Source organism: Pseudomonas sp. MRSN 12121, assembly GCF_000931465.1.
Classification (GTDB): domain Bacteria; phylum Pseudomonadota; class Gammaproteobacteria; order Pseudomonadales; family Pseudomonadaceae; genus Aquipseudomonas.
In genome coordinates this window covers 971,509-987,354 of record NZ_CP010892.1, presented here as the reverse complement: position 1 = coordinate 987,354, position 15,846 = coordinate 971,509, and the positions used below count along the sequence as shown (strand labels likewise).

The window sequence follows — 15,846 nt, the reverse complement described above, 5'->3', positions numbered from 1 at the left end:
TTAGCCTGTGGGGATGAAAGGGATGTGACATGGGTGGGGGCTAGCAGTCTCTTGGGGCTTTCTTCCCGATAGGGGCATCCCATGCACTTGAGCTGCCTGTGCGGTAGTGAACGCCTGTTCCACGAGTGCAGACATTCGTTCAGGCTCGATCAACTGCGGCGAGCCAACTGCCCGTAAATCAAATGACCTGCCCGCCGCAGCTATCAGTGCGTGCTCATTCAGGGTGATTCAAGGATGGGAAGGATTAGGCTCGTCATTTACTGTGGAGCAGGACAGCTCTTGGCGGCGGCCTGGAGCGCCTTTGCGTAGTCCACGTAGGTTTTGGGATCGTAGGGTTCAATAGTCACGGTAAAGTGAGACATGCCGTCGTAGCCGATTGACTGGTCTACCTCCACAGCCCATGACCGGCCAGCGTGCTGGGCGACCAGATAGAACGCATGGGAATTCAAGTCGCTACTCTCATCCAGTGCAGAGTAGAGATAGCGCAGATTCTTATACCAGTCGCGATTGCCCGTAACAGCCTTCAATGCCTCCTTGGCAGGCTGCTCGTCTACCTCTTTCAGGAGGGCATTGCCAATGGTGAGTCTCCCTACGTTTTCCAGTTCGGAGAGTGGAACTGGCAGCGGCTCACGACTGATCAACCGTGAATACTCGCAGTCGAACACCCAGCGTCCGGTCTTCACGTAATCGTCGGCATAGATCACTACGCCGTTGCCCAAGTCCGTCTTGTATACACTCGTCATTACCTTGAGTCCGTAGTTGGCCGCGGTCAGCAGCAAGGAAGAAATAATTGTGACGACTATCCAGAAGCCTTTACTTCGGTAGAAACTCAAAATGGCCTCCTGGTACGTGCACCTTGATCTGAAGATGATTGGCCAGCAACTGCGCCAGGCTCTCATTCGTCTGCGGAAAGAACTGAATGCCGTCTTCGACGGGGAAGTCCGAGCGATTACCCATGCCGGTCCTACAGGCGTAACTGTCGATCTGCGCCGAACTGGTAAACGCCGAAGGTATCGAGGCTGCCCGAGATGATCGTTCCGCCGTGACTGGTAGGGCTACCCAGGTGAGCCATTGGGCGCCCGTTCAAGATGATCGAGGGAAACCCCGTGGTAATAACCGCACCACAACCGCAGATGTCACCGACTCGGGCGGCACCCATGAAGTTGATGTTTATGTCACCGGAAGCGGAGGTAATCGGGGTGGTGCCATGACCGGGAAGTGGGCAGATGTGTTTGTCGCCCAGGCGAGCAGAGGGGAGCATTTATCATCCTTGCGTTAACTGATCCGTGAGGGAGGCTCTGATTCTTTGCAACTCCCCGAACCTAGCAAGTGGCGAAAGGCAAGGCTGTAAGACGATTCTGAACTCTGATGACGTGGCTGTTTTGGTAGCTCGCCTCTTACGGGTCTACAGACAAAAAAACGCCCCGACCGGGATCGAGGCGAGTTCCCACTCTACCGACCATTAACGCCAGTCGTTAAAGCGAGTTGGGCCATACCTTCAATGCGTTTATCGCAGCTGCCTATACGGCAGTGAACCTCGTCGACGAACTCGCACATCAACAAGTTCTTTTCTGAGCTGCCTATACGGCAGTGAACCCCGCTCCAGCCCGGAAAATCCAAAACTTCAATTTCTGAGCTGCCTATACGGCAGTGAACCAGAACTGTTCGAACTTCTCCGGCTTCATGCGTTTCTGAGCTGCCTATACGGCAGTGAACCTGTAGGCGTTCATCAAATGCGATGCTTTCCTTTTCTGAGCTGCCTATACGGCAGTGAACTCGTATTGCGGGCGCCGCCGGATGCCAAGCCTTTTCTGAGCTGCCTATACGGCAGTGAACTTGCCGCGCCAGGGGATCTGCGTGTAGTTGTCTTTCTGAGCTGCCTATACGGCAGTGAACCCAAAAACCTCCTTCTCCAGCGGCTTGGGATTTTTCTGAGCTGCCTATACGGCAGTGAACTCGACGCTGACCGTTCCAAGTAAAACGGATCCTTTCTGAGCTGCCTATACGGCAGTGAACGTCAACAGTGGTCCAAGGCCCTTTCCTGCCCATTTCTGAGCTGCCTATACGGCAGTGAACCGGCGCAGGCCTCGCTCGAAAGTGGTCTGGCATTTCTGAGCTGCCTATACGGCAGTGAACGACAACGATCTGTTCGACGTGGACCTGGTCCTTTTCTGAGCTGCCTATACGGCAGTGAACTCATTCGTTTTCATCACCACCCGTACCGATAATTTCTGAGCTGCCTATACGGCAGTGAACCGCGAGATTGCCGATTACATCGGACGGGAGTTTTTCTGAGCTGCCTATACGGCAGTGAACCGTTCATTCACCGCTGACCTGGTTGACTGTGCTTTCTGAGCTGCCTATACGGCAGTGAACACCAGACTCCGTTCACCTTGACGCGCTTTGCCATTTCTGAGCTGCCTATACGGCAGTGAACGCCTTGCGTGCGGCTTCAGCGTCGGCCTGATTTTTCTGAGCTGCCTATACGGCAGTGAACTCGCTGAAGTCGAAGCTGGCACCGCTCATTGCTTTCTGAGCTGCCTATACGGCAGTGAACGGGTTGCTGGCGGCATCCGGGTGATAGAACGATTTCTGAGCTGCCTATACGGCAGTGAACTCCAGCCCTGATAGCTGCCTGCTTGCCATTCATTTCTGAGCTGCCTATACGGCAGTGAACCGGGCGAGGCGGCATCTTGATCAGGTCCAGCATTTCTGAGCTGCCTATACGGCAGTGAACTAGCCAGAGATCTTTACATCCTCATGATTTCAAAAAGAAATCCTGCCGATTAGCGTATTTCACCCTCTTTTGTGGCGACCGCTGTAAATGCTTGATTTTACATGGCGTTGCAGCCTGCTCGAAAAAAAGGGTCAGCGTTAAGGAGCGGCTCGCCGGCGCTCAGACTATAGCGGTTAGGCTGTTTTGTCTGGCCCGGCGAGCAACGAGGCGCGAGGGTTTCGGCGGCGCTTGTCGATCAGGGGCGATTGCCGTCGAGCAAGGCGTCCACCACACCCCGCGCCATCTCCACCGAATGAATCATCGACCAGATCAGCCCTCGCTCCACGCCGCTGGCGCGCTCGGTGATTTCGTCGGAGACCTCTTCGGCGGCCTTGAGCAGGATGGAAACGTGTAGCAACGCTTCTTCGGCGCTGATGCCTTCACGCACCGAAAACAACGAATTATTGCCCATCGTACTGGCCGCAGTGGCCCCCAATGACTGCAATAAGACCACCTCTCCTGAACCATTGGCCAAGGAATGCAGGACCGCTTTATTAGTCAGCTCATGCTCTGGATTGCGACGTACGCCAGAGAGAGAAACGGGTGGATCAGGGACGAGCTTTTTCATGATGTGGCTCCTCGACATGAAACCACCACCTACCGCTGCTAGACGATATAGAAAGGTGGCGGCTGTACGCGGGCTAGCAGACCGGGTCAAGGAAACCGGCGCGCCCGAAGGCGCTCCCACGCACAACCGCCATGACAGAACACTGTAAATGGAAAATGCAGTGCTGATGGTGTGGCTTGCGTCTTGACCCGAGCTGCTAGACCCGATCACCGAAAAACCGGTGACGAACCCGAGGCTAGACAGCGCCTTTCCCAGATACAAGCGGCCCGGAGTTTCTCGGAAAGGCCCTACGAAAGAAAGCGAAGTACCTCACTTTCAGACTGCGTCCTACAAGACAAAACCTGTCATCCGTAGGACCTGCCCCCACACGATCCCTGTAGCCGCTGCCGAGCCATGGCGAGGCTGCGATAGGACCGAAGGTCCTCCGGCGGTTTCGAGATTCTTGCGCCTGCTGCGCAGTCGATCGCAGCCTCGCTAGCGCTCGGCAGCGGCTACAGAGCTTTCAAACTGTGCCCTACAAGGTGCGAGCGGTGCATCCGTAGGGCCTGATGTGCACGATTTCTGTAGCCGCTGCCGAGCCACGGCGAGGCTGCGATAGGACCGAAGGTCCTCCGGCGGTTTCGAGATCCTTGCGCCTGCTGCGCAGTCGATCGCAGCCTCGCTAGCGCTCGGCAGCGGCTACAGATGCTTGCGCCCTACAAGGTGGAAGTGATGTGCACGATTTCTGTAACCGCTGCCAGGCCGGCCGGTAGGCCGCCTCGCGTTGTTCTTGATCTGGGCGCCCCGTTAACCACGATGGCCGAACGCAGGCATTGAGCCGTGGGTAACCCGGCAGGACGCCGGGTTAGCCGCACGGGGCCAGGGATGGCCCCTTGCGGCGGCCCACGGATCAATGCCGGAGAGAGGGCACACCGAGCCTAGGCGAGGTGCCGAGTGGAGGGGCAAAGCGTTTTTGCTTACTTTTTTGGCGTTTGAAAAAAGTGAGTCGCCGTAAGGGCGAAACCATAGGTGGCCGTTACCGCAGGAACGGATATGTACACCGTCGAAAAATGCAGCGCCAGTGCGGACGCCATCGCGGGCAAGTCGGATCGCCGCCCGCTCGCTCCTACAAGGTCCGCGACCAGCAGAAACAACGATGGCGCCACTGAGGGCGCCATCCCAGCAAAACACAGGGCTCAGGCCCCCGCCGGCTCCAGCGCCAACTCACTGGCCTCCGGCCGCTTCACCACCGCATACACCACCGCCGTCAGCACACTCCCCGCCACAATCGCCAGCAAATACAACAACGCATGATTGATCGCATTCGGAATCAACATCACAAACAGCCCCCCGTGAGGCGCCATCAGCTTGCAACCGAAATACATCGACAAGGCCCCGGTCAACGCACCGCCGGCGATGCTCGCCGGGATCACTCGCAGCGGGTCCTTGGCGGCGAACGGAATCGCTCCTTCGGAGATAAAGCACAGCCCCAGCACCAGCGCCGCCTTGCCCGCCTCGCGCTCGCTCTGGGCAAACTTGCGCCGGGCGATAAAGGTGGCGATGCCCAGGCCGATCGGCGGCACCATGCCGGCGGCCATGGTCGCCGCCATCGGTGCGTAACTCTGCGACGCCAGCAGCCCCACCGAGAAGGCATAGGCCGCCTTATTGATCGGCCCGCCGAGGTCGACGCACATCATCCCGCCGAGCAATACCCCCAAGAGGATCGCGTTGGTGGTGCCCATGCTGTCGAGGAACTGAGTCAGGCCGGCGAGCATCCCCGCCACCGGTTTGCCCACCACATAGATCATCACCAGGCCGGTGAACAGGCTGGCCAGCAACGGAATGATCAGAATCGGCTTCAACGCCTCCAGGCTCTGCGGCAAGCGCGCGTATTGGCTGATGGCCTTGGCCGCATAACCGGCAATGAAGCCGGCGATGATCCCGCCGATAAAACCCGCGCCCAGGGTGCTGGCGAGCATGCCGCCGATCATCCCCGGCGCCAGGCCCGGACGGTCGGCGATGGAATAGGCGATATAACCGGCCAGCAGCGGCACCATCAGCTTGAACGCGGTGTCGCCGCCGATCTGCATCAGCGCCGCGGCCAGGGTGCCCTCTTCCTTGAACGCGGTGATGCCGAACACGAACGACAGGGCGATCATCAAGCCCCCCGCCACCACCATCGGCAGCATGAACGACACGCCGGTCAACAAGTGCTTGTAGACCCCGGTCTTCTCCTGCTTGGCCGGCGCGGCGCCAGCGCCGGTCGCCGCCGACTCCACCTGCCCCTCGGCCAGGGCCTTGTTCAGGGTGGCCTCGGACTGCTTGAGCGCCACCCCGGTGCCGCAGCGGTAGATCTTCTTGCCAGCGAAGCGCTCGGTGGGCACTTCGATATCCGCCGCCAGCAGCACCACGTCCGCCGCGGCGATGGCTTCGGCGCTCAGCGGGTTGCGCGCGCCGACCGAGCCCTGGGTTTCCACTTGCAACTCATAACCCAGGCGCTTGGCGGTCTGCTGCAAGGCCTCGGCCGCCATGAAGGTGTGGGCCACGCCGGTCGGGCAAGCGGTGACCGCCACCAACCGTGGCGCGCCTTTGGCCGCCGCCGCAGGTTCGGCCGGCGCCTCGGCAGCGGCATACACCTGGGCTTCGGCCGCGCCGCGCCGCAGCACGCCGTCGACATCTTGCAGGGCCACCGCGGGCGAGCTCTGGAACAGGCGCTTGCCGACGAAGCGCGACATATCCACAGGCCCGGTGCTGACCAGCAGCACCCATTCGGCGGCTTCGAGGGTCGCGGCCGACAATTGCCGTTCGGGGTGCGCCGCGTCATGCACTTCGACGCTGGTGCTCCAGCCCTGGCGCTGGGCCGCGGCGTCCAGCAGCCGGGCGCACAGCACACTGGTGACCATGCCGTTCGGGCAGGCGGTAACAATGGCTAACTTCATGACCAACCCTCTTATTGTTCTATGAGGGGATGAACGCGCACCCCCTGTTCAAGCTGTGCCAACTGCGCGGCATCGCTGATGCCAAAGCCGATCTGGGTCACGGCCATGGCGGCGATGGCCGTGGCGGTGCGCAGGGTCCGGTCGAAGGCATGGGCGCTGAGCAGGCCATGCAGCATGCCGGCCAGCAACGAGTCGCCGGCCCCCACGGTACTGGCCACGCTGACCTTGGGCGGCAGCGCCTGCAAGGCCGGCGCGGCACTGAACCAGTTCACGCCTTCGGCGCCATGGGAAATCACCACATGCTCGACGCCCTGGGCGTGCAGACGCCTGGCGGCTTCGGCCTGGGTCGCCAGCGACAGCAGCGGTTCGCCCAGGGCTTCGGCCAGCTCCTCGGTATTGGGCTTGACCAGCCAGGGCCCAGCGGCCAGGCCAGCGCGCAGGGCTTCGCCGCTGGTGTCCAGCGCCACTTTCAGGCCCAGGGCCTTGAGGCGCACCAGCAAGGCATGCAGCCATTGCGGGCTGACGCCACGCGGCAGGCTGCCCGCCACCACCACCGCGTCATGCCCGGGGGCGATGCGCTCCAGGCGTTCGAACAGCGCCTGTTGCGCCGCCTCGTCGACCACCGGCCCGGGGCCATTGAGGTCGGTGATGCGCCCATCCTGTTCGGCCAGCTTGATGTTGCTGCGGGTTTCCCCCGGCACGCGGATAAAGGCGTCGACGAACCCGCGCCGGGCGAACAGCGCCTCGAACGCTTGCGGGTTGTCGGCGCCGAGAAAGCCGCTGACGGTCAGTTGGTGGCCAAGGTCGGCCAGCACCTGCGCCACGTTCACGCCCTTGCCGGCGGCATGGCTGTGCATGGCTTCGCTGCGGTTGACCTGCCCCGGCTCCAGGCGTGCCAGCTGGACGGTGAGGTCCAGCGCCGGGTTCAGGGTCAGGGTAAGAATCTTTGCCATTACAAGGCCTCCACTAAGGCACGCACCTCATGTGCGCTGCCGACGGCCAGGGCCTGCCCCGCCAAGGTTTGTGCCTGGGCCAGGCTGAGTTCGCGAATGCGCGCCTTGACCTCGGCGATGCTGCGTCCGGAGACGCTCAGTTCGTCCACGCCCAGGCCCACCAGCACCGGCACCGCCAGCGGGTCGGCCGCCAGTTCGCCGCACACGCCGACCCACTTGCCGTGGGCATGGGCCGCGCGCACGGTGATGTCGATCAGTTGCAGCACCGCCGGGTGCAGGCCATCGGCCTGGGCCGACAGGGTCGGGTGGCCACGGTCGATGGCCAGGGTGTATTGGGTCAGGTCGTTGGTGCCGACGCTGAAGAAGTCCACCTCTTTGGCCAGCACCGGCGCCAGCAAGGCGGCGGACGGCACTTCGATCATGATCCCCAGTTGCAGGTCGGCCACCGGGATTTCCTCGCGCAGGCGCTCGGTCATCGCCCGGGCCGCGCGCCATTCTTCGACGCTGCCGACCATGGGGAACATGATCCGCAGCGGACGGTTGTCCGCCGAGCGCAGCAAGGCGCGCAGCTGGGCTTCCATCAGGTGCGGGCGTTGCAGGGTCAGGCGGATGCCGCGCACGCCGAGGAAGGGGTTTTCTTCCTTGGCGATCGGCCAGTACGGCAGCGGTTTGTCGCCGCCGACGTCCAGGGTGCGCACCACCAGCGGCCGCCCGCCCAGGCCGTCGAGCACGCGGCGGTATTCGGCTTCCTGGGTGGCTTCGTCCGGCGCTTGCGGGTGGGCCATGAAAATCAGTTCGGTGCGCAGCAGGCCGATGCCTTCGGCGCCGTTGTCCACGGCGCTGGCCACCCCAGCGCTTTCGCCGATATTGGCGAACACCTCGACCTGATGGCCGTCGGTGGTGCAGGCCGCCTGATGGCGCTGCTCGGCGGCGGCCTTGAGCCGTTGCTCGCGGCTGTCGCGCTCCTGCACCGCGCGTTGCAGGGTGCCGGCGTCGGCGTCCACATGCAGGCGGCCGCGCTGGCCGTCGAGCAGCAGCGGCGTGCCCGACGCGAGCAGCAGCACGCTGGCGCCGGCGCCGACCAGCGCCGGAATGCCCAGGGCCCGGGCGACGATGGCGCTGTGCGCGGTGGCGCCGCCCCGGGCGGTGAGGATTCCCGCGACCCGCGCCGGGTCGAGGCGCGCCACGTCCGACGGGCCGACCTCGTCCATCACCAGGATGTAGGGCTCGTCCGGCTCGGCCGGGGTTTCGATGCCACACAACTGCGCCAGCACCCGCCGGCCGATGTCCCGCAGGTCGGCGGCGCGCTCGGCCAGCAACGCATCGTGCAAGGCTTCCTGCTGCTTGGCGGCGGTCTCGATCACGGTCATCCAGGCCGCCTCGGCGCTTTCGCCCTGCTTGAGGCGGGTGTCGACTTCGTCGGTGAGTTCCGGGTCGTCGAGCATTTCCTGGTGGGTGACGAAGATCTCGCGAATGGCCTTGGCCTGGCTGCGCTGGATCAGGCCGTCGATGTCGCGGCGCACCTCGGCCAGGGCTTGTTGCAGGCGCTCGCGCTCGATCGCGGTGGACTCGCCGCGCAGCGGGTAGTCGAACGGCTGGACCACCTGGACATGCGCCGGGCCGATGGCGATACCGGGCGCCGCCGGGATCGCCTGGAGCAGGCTGCCGGACGCCGGCGCGCTGAGCGGCGCCTCGACTGCTTCGGCTACGGTGTGTGGCGCCACGGCCTCCGGCACCGGCTCGACCTCCTCGCCCAGGCCTTCGGCGATGGCCGCCAGCAAGGCTGGCAACGCGTCGGCGGCGATGCTCGGCTCGGCGATCAGTTCCAGGGTCTGGCCTCGGCGGGCGCCCAGGCTCAGCAGCTTGCTCAGGCTTTTCACCGAGACCGCCGAACCCTCGCCATCGACGATGCGCACGCGGATCTCGCCGTCGAAGCTCTTGGCCAACTGCGCCAGGATCTTCGCCGGGCGCGCATGCAAGCCGTGGGCGTTGGCCAGTACGATGCGCGCGCTCGGCCAGTCGGTCGGCAGCTCGCCGCCCAGCACTTCGAGCACCGCGCGGCTGCTGGTGGCGCGGCCCAGTTCATGGCCACGGCCCTCGATCAGCAGCGCGCACAGGCGCTCCAGCAAGGCCTGGTGGGCTTCGCCGAGGCTGGCCAGGCAGAACAGCCCGGCCAGGGGTTGGCCGAGGTAGCGGATCGGTTTGTCCGGGGTGACGAAGGCCAGGCCCGGACGCTTGACGGTCTGTTCGCTGTGCAGCCACCACAGGCCGTCGCCCAGGGGCAGCGCCTCGACCTGTTGCAGCACCGCGGCAAAGCCGTTGCTAACGCAATCGGCCTGGCGCAACAGGCGCGCGCCGCGCCATACCAGTTCTTCGAAGTCTTCGGCGGCCACGCCCAGGCCGATCATCTGCGCATCCAGCGCCAGCTCCTGCGGCGCCCCTTGCAGCAGTTTCAGCAGCGCTTCCGGCGAGCTGGCGCGGCGCAGGGCCTGGCCCAGGTCGGTTTCGCCGAGGGCGCGGGTCAAGAGTTGCAGCAGGCGCAGGTGTTCGTCGGACTTGGCGGCGATGCCGATCGCCAGGTAGACGATCTGCCCGTCGCCCCAGTCCACGCCTTCGGGAAATTGCAGCAGGCGCACGCCGGTGGCGAACACCTGGTCGCGGGTTTCCGGGGTGCCGTGGGGAATGGCAATACCTTGGCCGAGAAAGGTCGAGCCCTGGGCTTCGCGGGCCTGCAGGCCGGCCAGGTAACCTTCGGCGACCAGGCCGTCGGCCACCAGTCTGTCGGCAAGCAGGTGCAGCGCAGCGGACTTATCCACAGCCGACTGGCCCATGGATATCTGCTCAATGGTGAGCTCGAGCATGCTTTCTCCTATTTAGCGCGGGGAGCGCTAGGTATTGTTTTGAGTGAATCAGCCAGGCGGCTTTACTGCCACATCCGGGACCGCCGGCTTGGCAAGGCCCGGTTCCCGAATGACGATTTCCCTAGAAAATACGCTTGCTGAAACGTTTAATCTATAATTTCGGGCACGTTACTCGATAATCATCCATCCTTGAAGCCCTACCTGTCGGCCGCACGTTCCGACATTGGTCGCCTGCCTATATCGGTTAGGATTGGCGAAAATGTCGGGGCAAGCTCTACAAAACAAGGAAAACCCGGGTTGAAACTCAGTGATATCGCCAGACTGGCCGGTGTGTCCGTCACCACCGCCAGTTACGTCATCAACGGCAAGGCCGAACAGCAACGCATCAGCAACGCGACCGTGGAACGGGTCCGGGCGGTGGTCGAGGAACACGGTTTCACGCCCAACCCACAGGCCGCCGGGCTGCGCAGCCGGCGTACCCGGACCCTGGGTTTCATCCTGCCCGACCTGGAAAACCCCAGCTACGCACGCATCGCCAAGCTGCTCGAGCAAGGCGCCCGCGCTCGCGGCTATCAGCTCTTGATCGCCAGCTCCGACGACGCCCCGGACAGCGAGCGGCAACTGCTGCAACTGTTCCGCGCCCGCCGCTGCGACGCGCTGTTCGTCGCCAGTTGCCTGCCGCCCGAAGACGATACCTATCGCCTGTTGCAGGCCCAGGGCTTGCCGATCATCGCCCTCGACCGGGTGATGGAACCCACGGTGTTCTGCTCGGTGACCAGCGACGATCAACAAGCCAGCCTGCAACTGACCCGCAGCCTGTTGCAGCCCCGGCCCCGGCAGATCGCCCTGATCGGCGCCCGCCCCGAGCTGGGCATCAGCCAGGAACGTACCGCCGGCTTCAAGCAGGCCCTGGAAGGTTTCGACGGCCAGGTGCTGATCGAACAGGGCGAGTCTTTCAGCCGCGACTGCGGCCGCCAGTTGATGGAAACCTTGCTGGAGCGCCTGGGCCATTTGCCGGATGCGCTGGTGACCACCTCCTATGTGCTGCTGCAAGGGGTGTTCGACGCCCTGCACGACTTCCCGCTCAAGTCCCGGCCGCTGCGCCTGGGCACCTTCGGTGATACCCAGCTGCTGGACTTTTTACCGCTGCCGGTCAACGCCATGGCCCAACAGCATCAGTTGATTGCCGACAAGGCCCTGCAACTGGCCCTGGCCGCCATCGAGGAAGGCCATTACCAACCCGGCGTGAATGCCGTCGCCCGGACCTTCAAGCAGCGCATCCACGAGGCCTGAACGTGGAGCTGATCGACAGCCACACCCACCTGGATTTTCCCGATTTCGACGCCGATCGCCCGGCGCTGCTGGCCACCAGCCGCGCCCTCGGCGTGCGGCGGATGGTGGTGCTGGGGGTGTATCAGCGCAATTGGCACCGGCTGTGGGAACTGGTGCAGAGCGATGCCAACCTGCATGCCGCCTTTGGCCTGCACCCGGTCTACCTCGACGAACACCGGCCGGCCGACCTGATCGAACTGGGCGACTGGCTGAGCCGCCTGGCGGGGCATCCGCAGCTGTGCGCAGTGGGCGAGATCGGCCTGGATTATTTTCTCGAGCATCTGGACCGCCAGCGCCAACAGCAACTGTTCGAAGCGCAGCTGCAACTGGCCGCGGACTTCCAACTGCCGGCCCTGCTCCACGTGCGCCGCAGCCACGCCGCGGTGATCGCTACCCTCAAGCGCTTCAAGCTCCAGCGCGCCGGCATCGTCCACGCCTTCGCCGGCAGCCGCGAGGAAGCCCGCGAGTACCTCAAGCTGGGTTTCAAGCTGGGCCTGGGCGGCGCGGCGACCTGGCCCCAGGCCCTGCGCCTGCGCAAGGTCATCGCCGACTTGCCGCTGGACGCGGTAGTGCTGGAAACCGATGCGCCGGACATGGCGCCCGCCATGTACCCCGGCCAGCGCAACAGCCCGCAACACCTGCCGGCCATCTGCGCCGCCCTGGCCGAGCTCATGGGCGTCAGCCCGGAGCAATTGGCAGAGGCCAGCACCGCCAACGCCTGCGCGCTGTTCGGTTGGCCGCGCAACGCCTGAATCAGACCCGGAACGCGCTGATCAACTGCTTCAACTGCACCACCTGGGCGGACAGCTGGCGGCTGGCGTTTTCGGTCTGGTACGCGCCTTCGGCGGTGCGTTCGCCGGCGCGGTTGATCTCGACGATGTTCTGATCGATGTCGTGGGCCACCGCGGTCTGCTGCTCCACCGCCGCGGCGATCTGCTGGTTCTGGTCGACGATCATGCCCACCGCACCGAGGATGTTCTCCAGCGCCTGCTGGACCTTTTCCGACTGCCCCACCGTGCCGTTGGCCACCTGATGGCTGACGCCCATGGCCTTGACCGCCGCCCCCACGCCACCCTGGAGCTTGAGGATCATCTGCTCGATTTCCTCGGTCGATTGCTGGGTGCGCTTGGCCAGGGTCCGCACCTCGTCGGCCACCACCGCGAACCCGCGCCCCTGCTCGCCCGCCCGGGCCGCCTCGATGGCCGCGTTGAGCGCCAGCAGGTTGGTCTGCTCGGCGATGCTCTTGATGACTTCCAGCACCTGGCTGATGGCCTGGCTGTCGCTGGCCAGCTGGTTGATCACCAGGACCGACTGATCGATCTCACTGGCCAGCTGGGCAATGCTGCCCTGCTGCGACTCCACCAGCCCGCGCCCGCTGAGGGTCTCGTCGTTGACGCTGTGCGCGCTGCTGACTGCCGCCGCGGCGCTGCGCGCGACTTCCTGGGAGGTGGCGGACATCTGGTTCATCGCCGTCGCCACCTGCTCGATCTGGCTGCGCTGCCCGGCCACCGCCTGGTTGCTCTGGGCCGACACCGCTTCCACCTGGCCGGCCTGGCGCTCGACCTCGCCGACGGTCTTGCCCACCAGTTCGATCAGGTCGTGGATCTTCGCCACGGTGCCGTTGAATACCGTGCCCAGCTCGCCCAGCTCGTCGCGGCTGTGGGCATCGAAGGTGACGGTCATGTCGCCGGCCGCCACCTTGTCCATCACCGCGCCCAGGCGCTTGAGGGTGGTGCGGGTGGAGACGTAGAAACCGCCATAGAGATAGAAGATCAGCAGGAACACCGCCGCCAGCGCCACCACCAGCAGCACCATGTGCGCGCGGTTCTGTGCCAGCCGCTGTTGCAGCTCTTCGCCGAGCAGCGTCAGGGTCGCCTCGTTGAGCTGGTAGGTCTGCGCCATCAACCCGCTGACCTGGTCATAGAACCCCTGCCAGGGCGCATCCAGGGTGTCGGCCATCACCACCTGCTCCTCGAACAGTTCGCTGGCCTGCTTGAGGCTGCCTTTACTGGCGCCGGCCAGGGTGCCCAGCGCGCCCTGGGCAGCCTGGCTCGACCCCAGCGCATCCTGCAGTTTCAGGCCATATTCGGCCTGGAGTTTTTCGATCTGCACCAGCAGTTCGTCGAAACGGGTGCTGGCGGAGGAATTGAGAAAGCCCTGCCCCAGGGAATAAGCGCCCATCGCCCGCCCCTCGCCCAGGAGCTGGGTGACCTGCGGGGTGACGCTGGTCACCAGTTCGCTCAACTGGCGGATATCGCCCTGGCTGTCGCGGCTCAGGCCGGCCTGGCTGGCGATGATCTGGCTGAAAATCTGCGCGCTGCCCAGCAGCTTGCCGATCAGCGCGCTTTTGCTCTGCAACGAGCTTTCCGCCTGTTGGGCCTTGAAGGCGGCGATCATTTCGTCGCGCTTGCCGTCGAACACAGCGACCTGCTCAGGGTCCACGGTGACGGCGACCAGGCCCTGCAAACGCTCGAGCACGGACTTTTCCAGGGTGGCGATCTTGCTCTCGATATCCCCCGCCTTGCCGGACTGCCCCAGGGTGGCGTTGATCTGCACCAGGTTGTTCAGGGTTTCCAGGTCCCGGCGTAACATCAGGCTGCTGCCCAGCAGGTCCAGGCTTTGCAGCTCGACCTGGGTGCCCTGGAACTCCCGATAGGAATCGCGCACCAGGTAGAAGTTGGTGACCAGCATCGGCAGGAGAAACAGCACGCTGATCAGGCTGAACTTCATGCCGAAGCTCAGGCGGTTCATCAGGGCAATGGCGGGATAGAGCAAGCTCTTCACAAGAAGTCTCCCTTTTGCTTTTTATTTTTATGGGCAGGTAGGCGAAGACGGCAGATAGCCACTATTTGGCGCCGCTCTTGTATAGCTCAAATCGGCAAAAGGTTTTGTAACTTAAGGTTAACCGCGCGAACGGCGGTCGAGAGGAAGGCGCACTGCCTGCGCTGGCGAGACCGGGCAGCCTCGCCAGCGTTCATGCGATGGCCGTCAGGGCAACACTGTCCACAGGGCGAAACCGGCGTACCAGAGCACCGCGGCCCGCAGCAACAGCTCCCAGATCCGGTCGAGGCTGAGAATGCCGTCCGGCCCGGTGATCGGCGCCGGGATTTCCGCGGCGACCAGGCCGACCTTTTCCACCAGTTGCGCGGCGCTGATGTTCCAGTTCAGCAACTCGTGCAGCATCACCCGGCTGACCGCGGCGAAATTCCCCACCAGGGCGAAGCTGGCGGCCAGCAGGCGTACCGGCAACCAGTCGAAGGCATGGCGCAGTTGCCCGGCCCGCTCGGCGACCGCCGGGTTCTTGCTGTGTTCGGCGGCCAGCGCCAGCAGGCGATAGCTCAAGGCGGCCACCGGGCCGAGCAGGAAGTACCAGAAGATCACCGCGAAGAAGCTCTGGTAGGCCTGCCACAACAGGTGCCCCTGGACCTGCTCGAGCAATTGCTCGCCGCTGTCGGCGCAGATGTCCAGGTCACGCTTGGCCACATGGGCCGCGGCTTGCAGGTCTTCACGACGCCAGGCGTCGCGAAACGGCCCGAGGTCGCCCAGCAGGTCGCCGCGCCCCAGGCTGTAGATCACCACCAACAGATGCACCGGCAATGCCAGCAGGCCGTAGGCCAGCGGCTCCAGGCTCAGCAACAGCAGCCCCAGCACCGCGACCGGCAGCAACACCAGCAGGGCCAGTACCCACCAGGGCCGTTTGGCCAGACCGGGGCTGGCCTCGCGCCGATGCAGTTGCCGCAGCCAGGGCTCGTCACGCTGAACGCGCTGGCGCAGGGCCGAGAATTTCTCGATCCACACCGCCAGCAGCAACACCAGAAAACTCATTGTCCTTCCCCTTTGTTCAGGGCCGCGCGATAGCGCTCCCAGTCGAATCCCGGCCCCGGGTCGGTCTTGCGTCCCGGAGCGATATCGCTATGCCCACAGATCCTCTGTGGCGTGATGGCCTTGTAGGCCTGCAGCAGTTGCCGGCTCAGGCAGACCAGAGCGTCGTACTGGGCATCGGTGAACGGCAACTCATCGGTGCCTTCCAGCTCGATGCCCAGGGAAAAGTCATTGCAGCTGTCCCGCCCGTCGAACCACGACACACCGGCGTGCCAGGCGCGGTCCAGACAGGAGACAAACTGAGTGACGCTGCCGTCACGCTCGATCAGAAAATGCGCGGACACGCGCAGATCGGCGATCCCGGCAAAGTAGGGATGTTCCGTGACATCGAGACGGTTCTGGAAGAATTCCTGCACCTTGCCCGTCGCGAACTGGGCAGGCGGCAGGCTGATGTTATGGATCACCAGCAGGGAGATTTCATTCGCGGGGCGCGCATTGAAATTGGGCGACGGGCAATGGCGAACGCCGTGACACCACCCGCTTGCGGGGTCCAACTGCATACCGATTCCTTCAACCTGGCCTGTGACGGCTCAGTATGCCGCGTTCCGCGTCCCGG

At 64.0% G+C, this 15,846-nt stretch carries 10 protein-coding genes, 1 pseudogene and 1 CRISPR repeat array; of the genes and pseudogenes, 2 read left to right on the top strand and 9 right to left on the bottom strand.

What is annotated here, in order from left to right:
• Positions 1-257: 257 nt before the first annotated feature.
• The 6 genes and pseudogenes from TO66_RS04395 to ptsP all read right to left on the bottom strand — a co-directional run bounded on the left by TO66_RS04395 (position 258) and on the right by ptsP (position 10,076).
• Positions 258-833, bottom strand: coding sequence for a hypothetical protein (locus tag TO66_RS04395; RefSeq protein ID WP_044461174.1), 576 nt, complete (start codon positions 831-833; stop codon positions 258-260).
• Positions 834-988: 155 nt separating this feature from the next.
• Positions 989-1,261: pseudogene (locus TO66_RS33835) on the bottom strand (PAAR domain-containing protein); the annotation flags it as partial.
• Positions 1,262-1,508: 247 nt separating this feature from the next.
• Positions 1,509-2,737: a CRISPR direct-repeat array (repeat unit 28 nt; unit sequence TTTCTGAGCTGCCTATACGGCAGTGAAC).
• Between the two features lie 235 nt (positions 2,738-2,972).
• A complete protein-coding gene (locus tag TO66_RS04385) occupies positions 2,973-3,344 on the bottom strand; it encodes a DUF3077 domain-containing protein (protein WP_044461172.1) in 372 nt (123 codons plus the stop codon).
• Between the two features lie 1,175 nt (positions 3,345-4,519).
• On the bottom strand, positions 4,520-6,262 hold the full coding sequence (locus TO66_RS04380) for a PTS fructose-like transporter subunit IIB (RefSeq protein ID WP_044461171.1): 1,743 nt from the start codon (positions 6,260-6,262) through the stop codon (positions 4,520-4,522).
• A gap of 11 nt (positions 6,263-6,273) precedes the next feature.
• On the bottom strand, positions 6,274-7,215 hold the full coding sequence (pfkB, locus tag TO66_RS04375; RefSeq protein ID WP_044461170.1) for a 1-phosphofructokinase: 942 nt from the start codon (positions 7,213-7,215) through the stop codon (positions 6,274-6,276).
• Entirely contained in the window at positions 7,215-10,076 is a 2,862-nt protein-coding gene (gene ptsP / locus TO66_RS04370; protein ID WP_044461169.1) for a phosphoenolpyruvate--protein phosphotransferase, read from the bottom strand. Before ptsP ends, pfkB begins: the two co-directional genes overlap by 1 nt.
• Positions 10,077-10,373: 297 nt before the next feature.
• On the opposite strand from ptsP, the gene cra reads away from it, so the two are divergent.
• Positions 10,374-11,369 (top strand): catabolite repressor/activator, encoded by a 996-nt coding sequence (cra, locus tag TO66_RS04365; protein WP_044461168.1) that lies wholly within the window; start codon positions 10,374-10,376, stop codon positions 11,367-11,369.
• A 2-nt stretch (positions 11,370-11,371) separates the two neighbouring features.
• Positions 11,372-12,160 carry a TatD family hydrolase gene (locus TO66_RS04360; protein ID WP_044461167.1) on the top strand — a complete coding sequence of 263 codons (789 nt, stop codon included), beginning with the start codon at positions 11,372-11,374 and terminating at the stop codon, positions 12,158-12,160.
• Between the two features lies 1 nt (position 12,161).
• On the opposite strand, the gene TO66_RS34240 is transcribed toward TO66_RS04360, so the two are convergent.
• The 3 genes from TO66_RS34240 to ampD all read right to left on the bottom strand — a co-directional run bounded on the left by TO66_RS34240 (position 12,162) and on the right by ampD (position 15,790).
• Entirely contained in the window at positions 12,162-12,866 is a 705-nt protein-coding gene (locus TO66_RS34240) for a methyl-accepting chemotaxis protein (protein WP_409077184.1), read from the bottom strand.
• A 1,530-nt stretch (positions 12,867-14,396) separates the two neighbouring features.
• Positions 14,397-15,233 carry a regulatory signaling modulator protein AmpE gene (gene ampE, locus TO66_RS04350; protein ID WP_044461165.1) on the bottom strand — a complete coding sequence of 279 codons (837 nt, stop codon included), beginning with the start codon at positions 15,231-15,233 and terminating at the stop codon, positions 14,397-14,399.
• Positions 15,230-15,790, bottom strand: coding sequence for a 1,6-anhydro-N-acetylmuramyl-L-alanine amidase AmpD (ampD, locus tag TO66_RS04345; protein ID WP_044461164.1), 561 nt, complete (start codon positions 15,788-15,790; stop codon positions 15,230-15,232). Before ampD ends, ampE begins: the two co-directional genes overlap by 4 nt.
• Between the last annotated feature and the right edge of the window lie 56 nt (positions 15,791-15,846).

What these genes read in the sequence shown, in the direction of transcription:
- TO66_RS34240 (WP_409077184.1), bottom strand. Translation starts at nt 12,866, where the DNA reads ATGTCCGCCACCTCCCAGGAAGTCGCGCGCAGCGCCGCGGCGGCAGTC.
- ampE (WP_044461165.1), bottom strand. Translation starts at nt 15,233, where the DNA reads ATGAGTTTTCTGGTGTTGCTGCTGGCGGTGTGGATCGAGAAATTCTCG.
- TO66_RS04380 (WP_044461171.1), bottom strand. Translation starts at nt 6,262, where the DNA reads ATGAAGTTAGCCATTGTTACCGCCTGCCCGAACGGCATGGTCACCAGT.
- ampD (WP_044461164.1), bottom strand. Translation starts at nt 15,790, where the DNA reads ATGCAGTTGGACCCCGCAAGCGGGTGGTGTCACGGCGTTCGCCATTGC.
- TO66_RS04385 (WP_044461172.1), bottom strand. Translation starts at nt 3,344, where the DNA reads ATGAAAAAGCTCGTCCCTGATCCACCCGTTTCTCTCTCTGGCGTACGT.
- ptsP (WP_044461169.1), bottom strand. Translation starts at nt 10,076, where the DNA reads ATGCTCGAGCTCACCATTGAGCAGATATCCATGGGCCAGTCGGCTGTG.
- pfkB (WP_044461170.1), bottom strand. Translation starts at nt 7,215, where the DNA reads ATGGCAAAGATTCTTACCCTGACCCTGAACCCGGCGCTGGACCTCACC.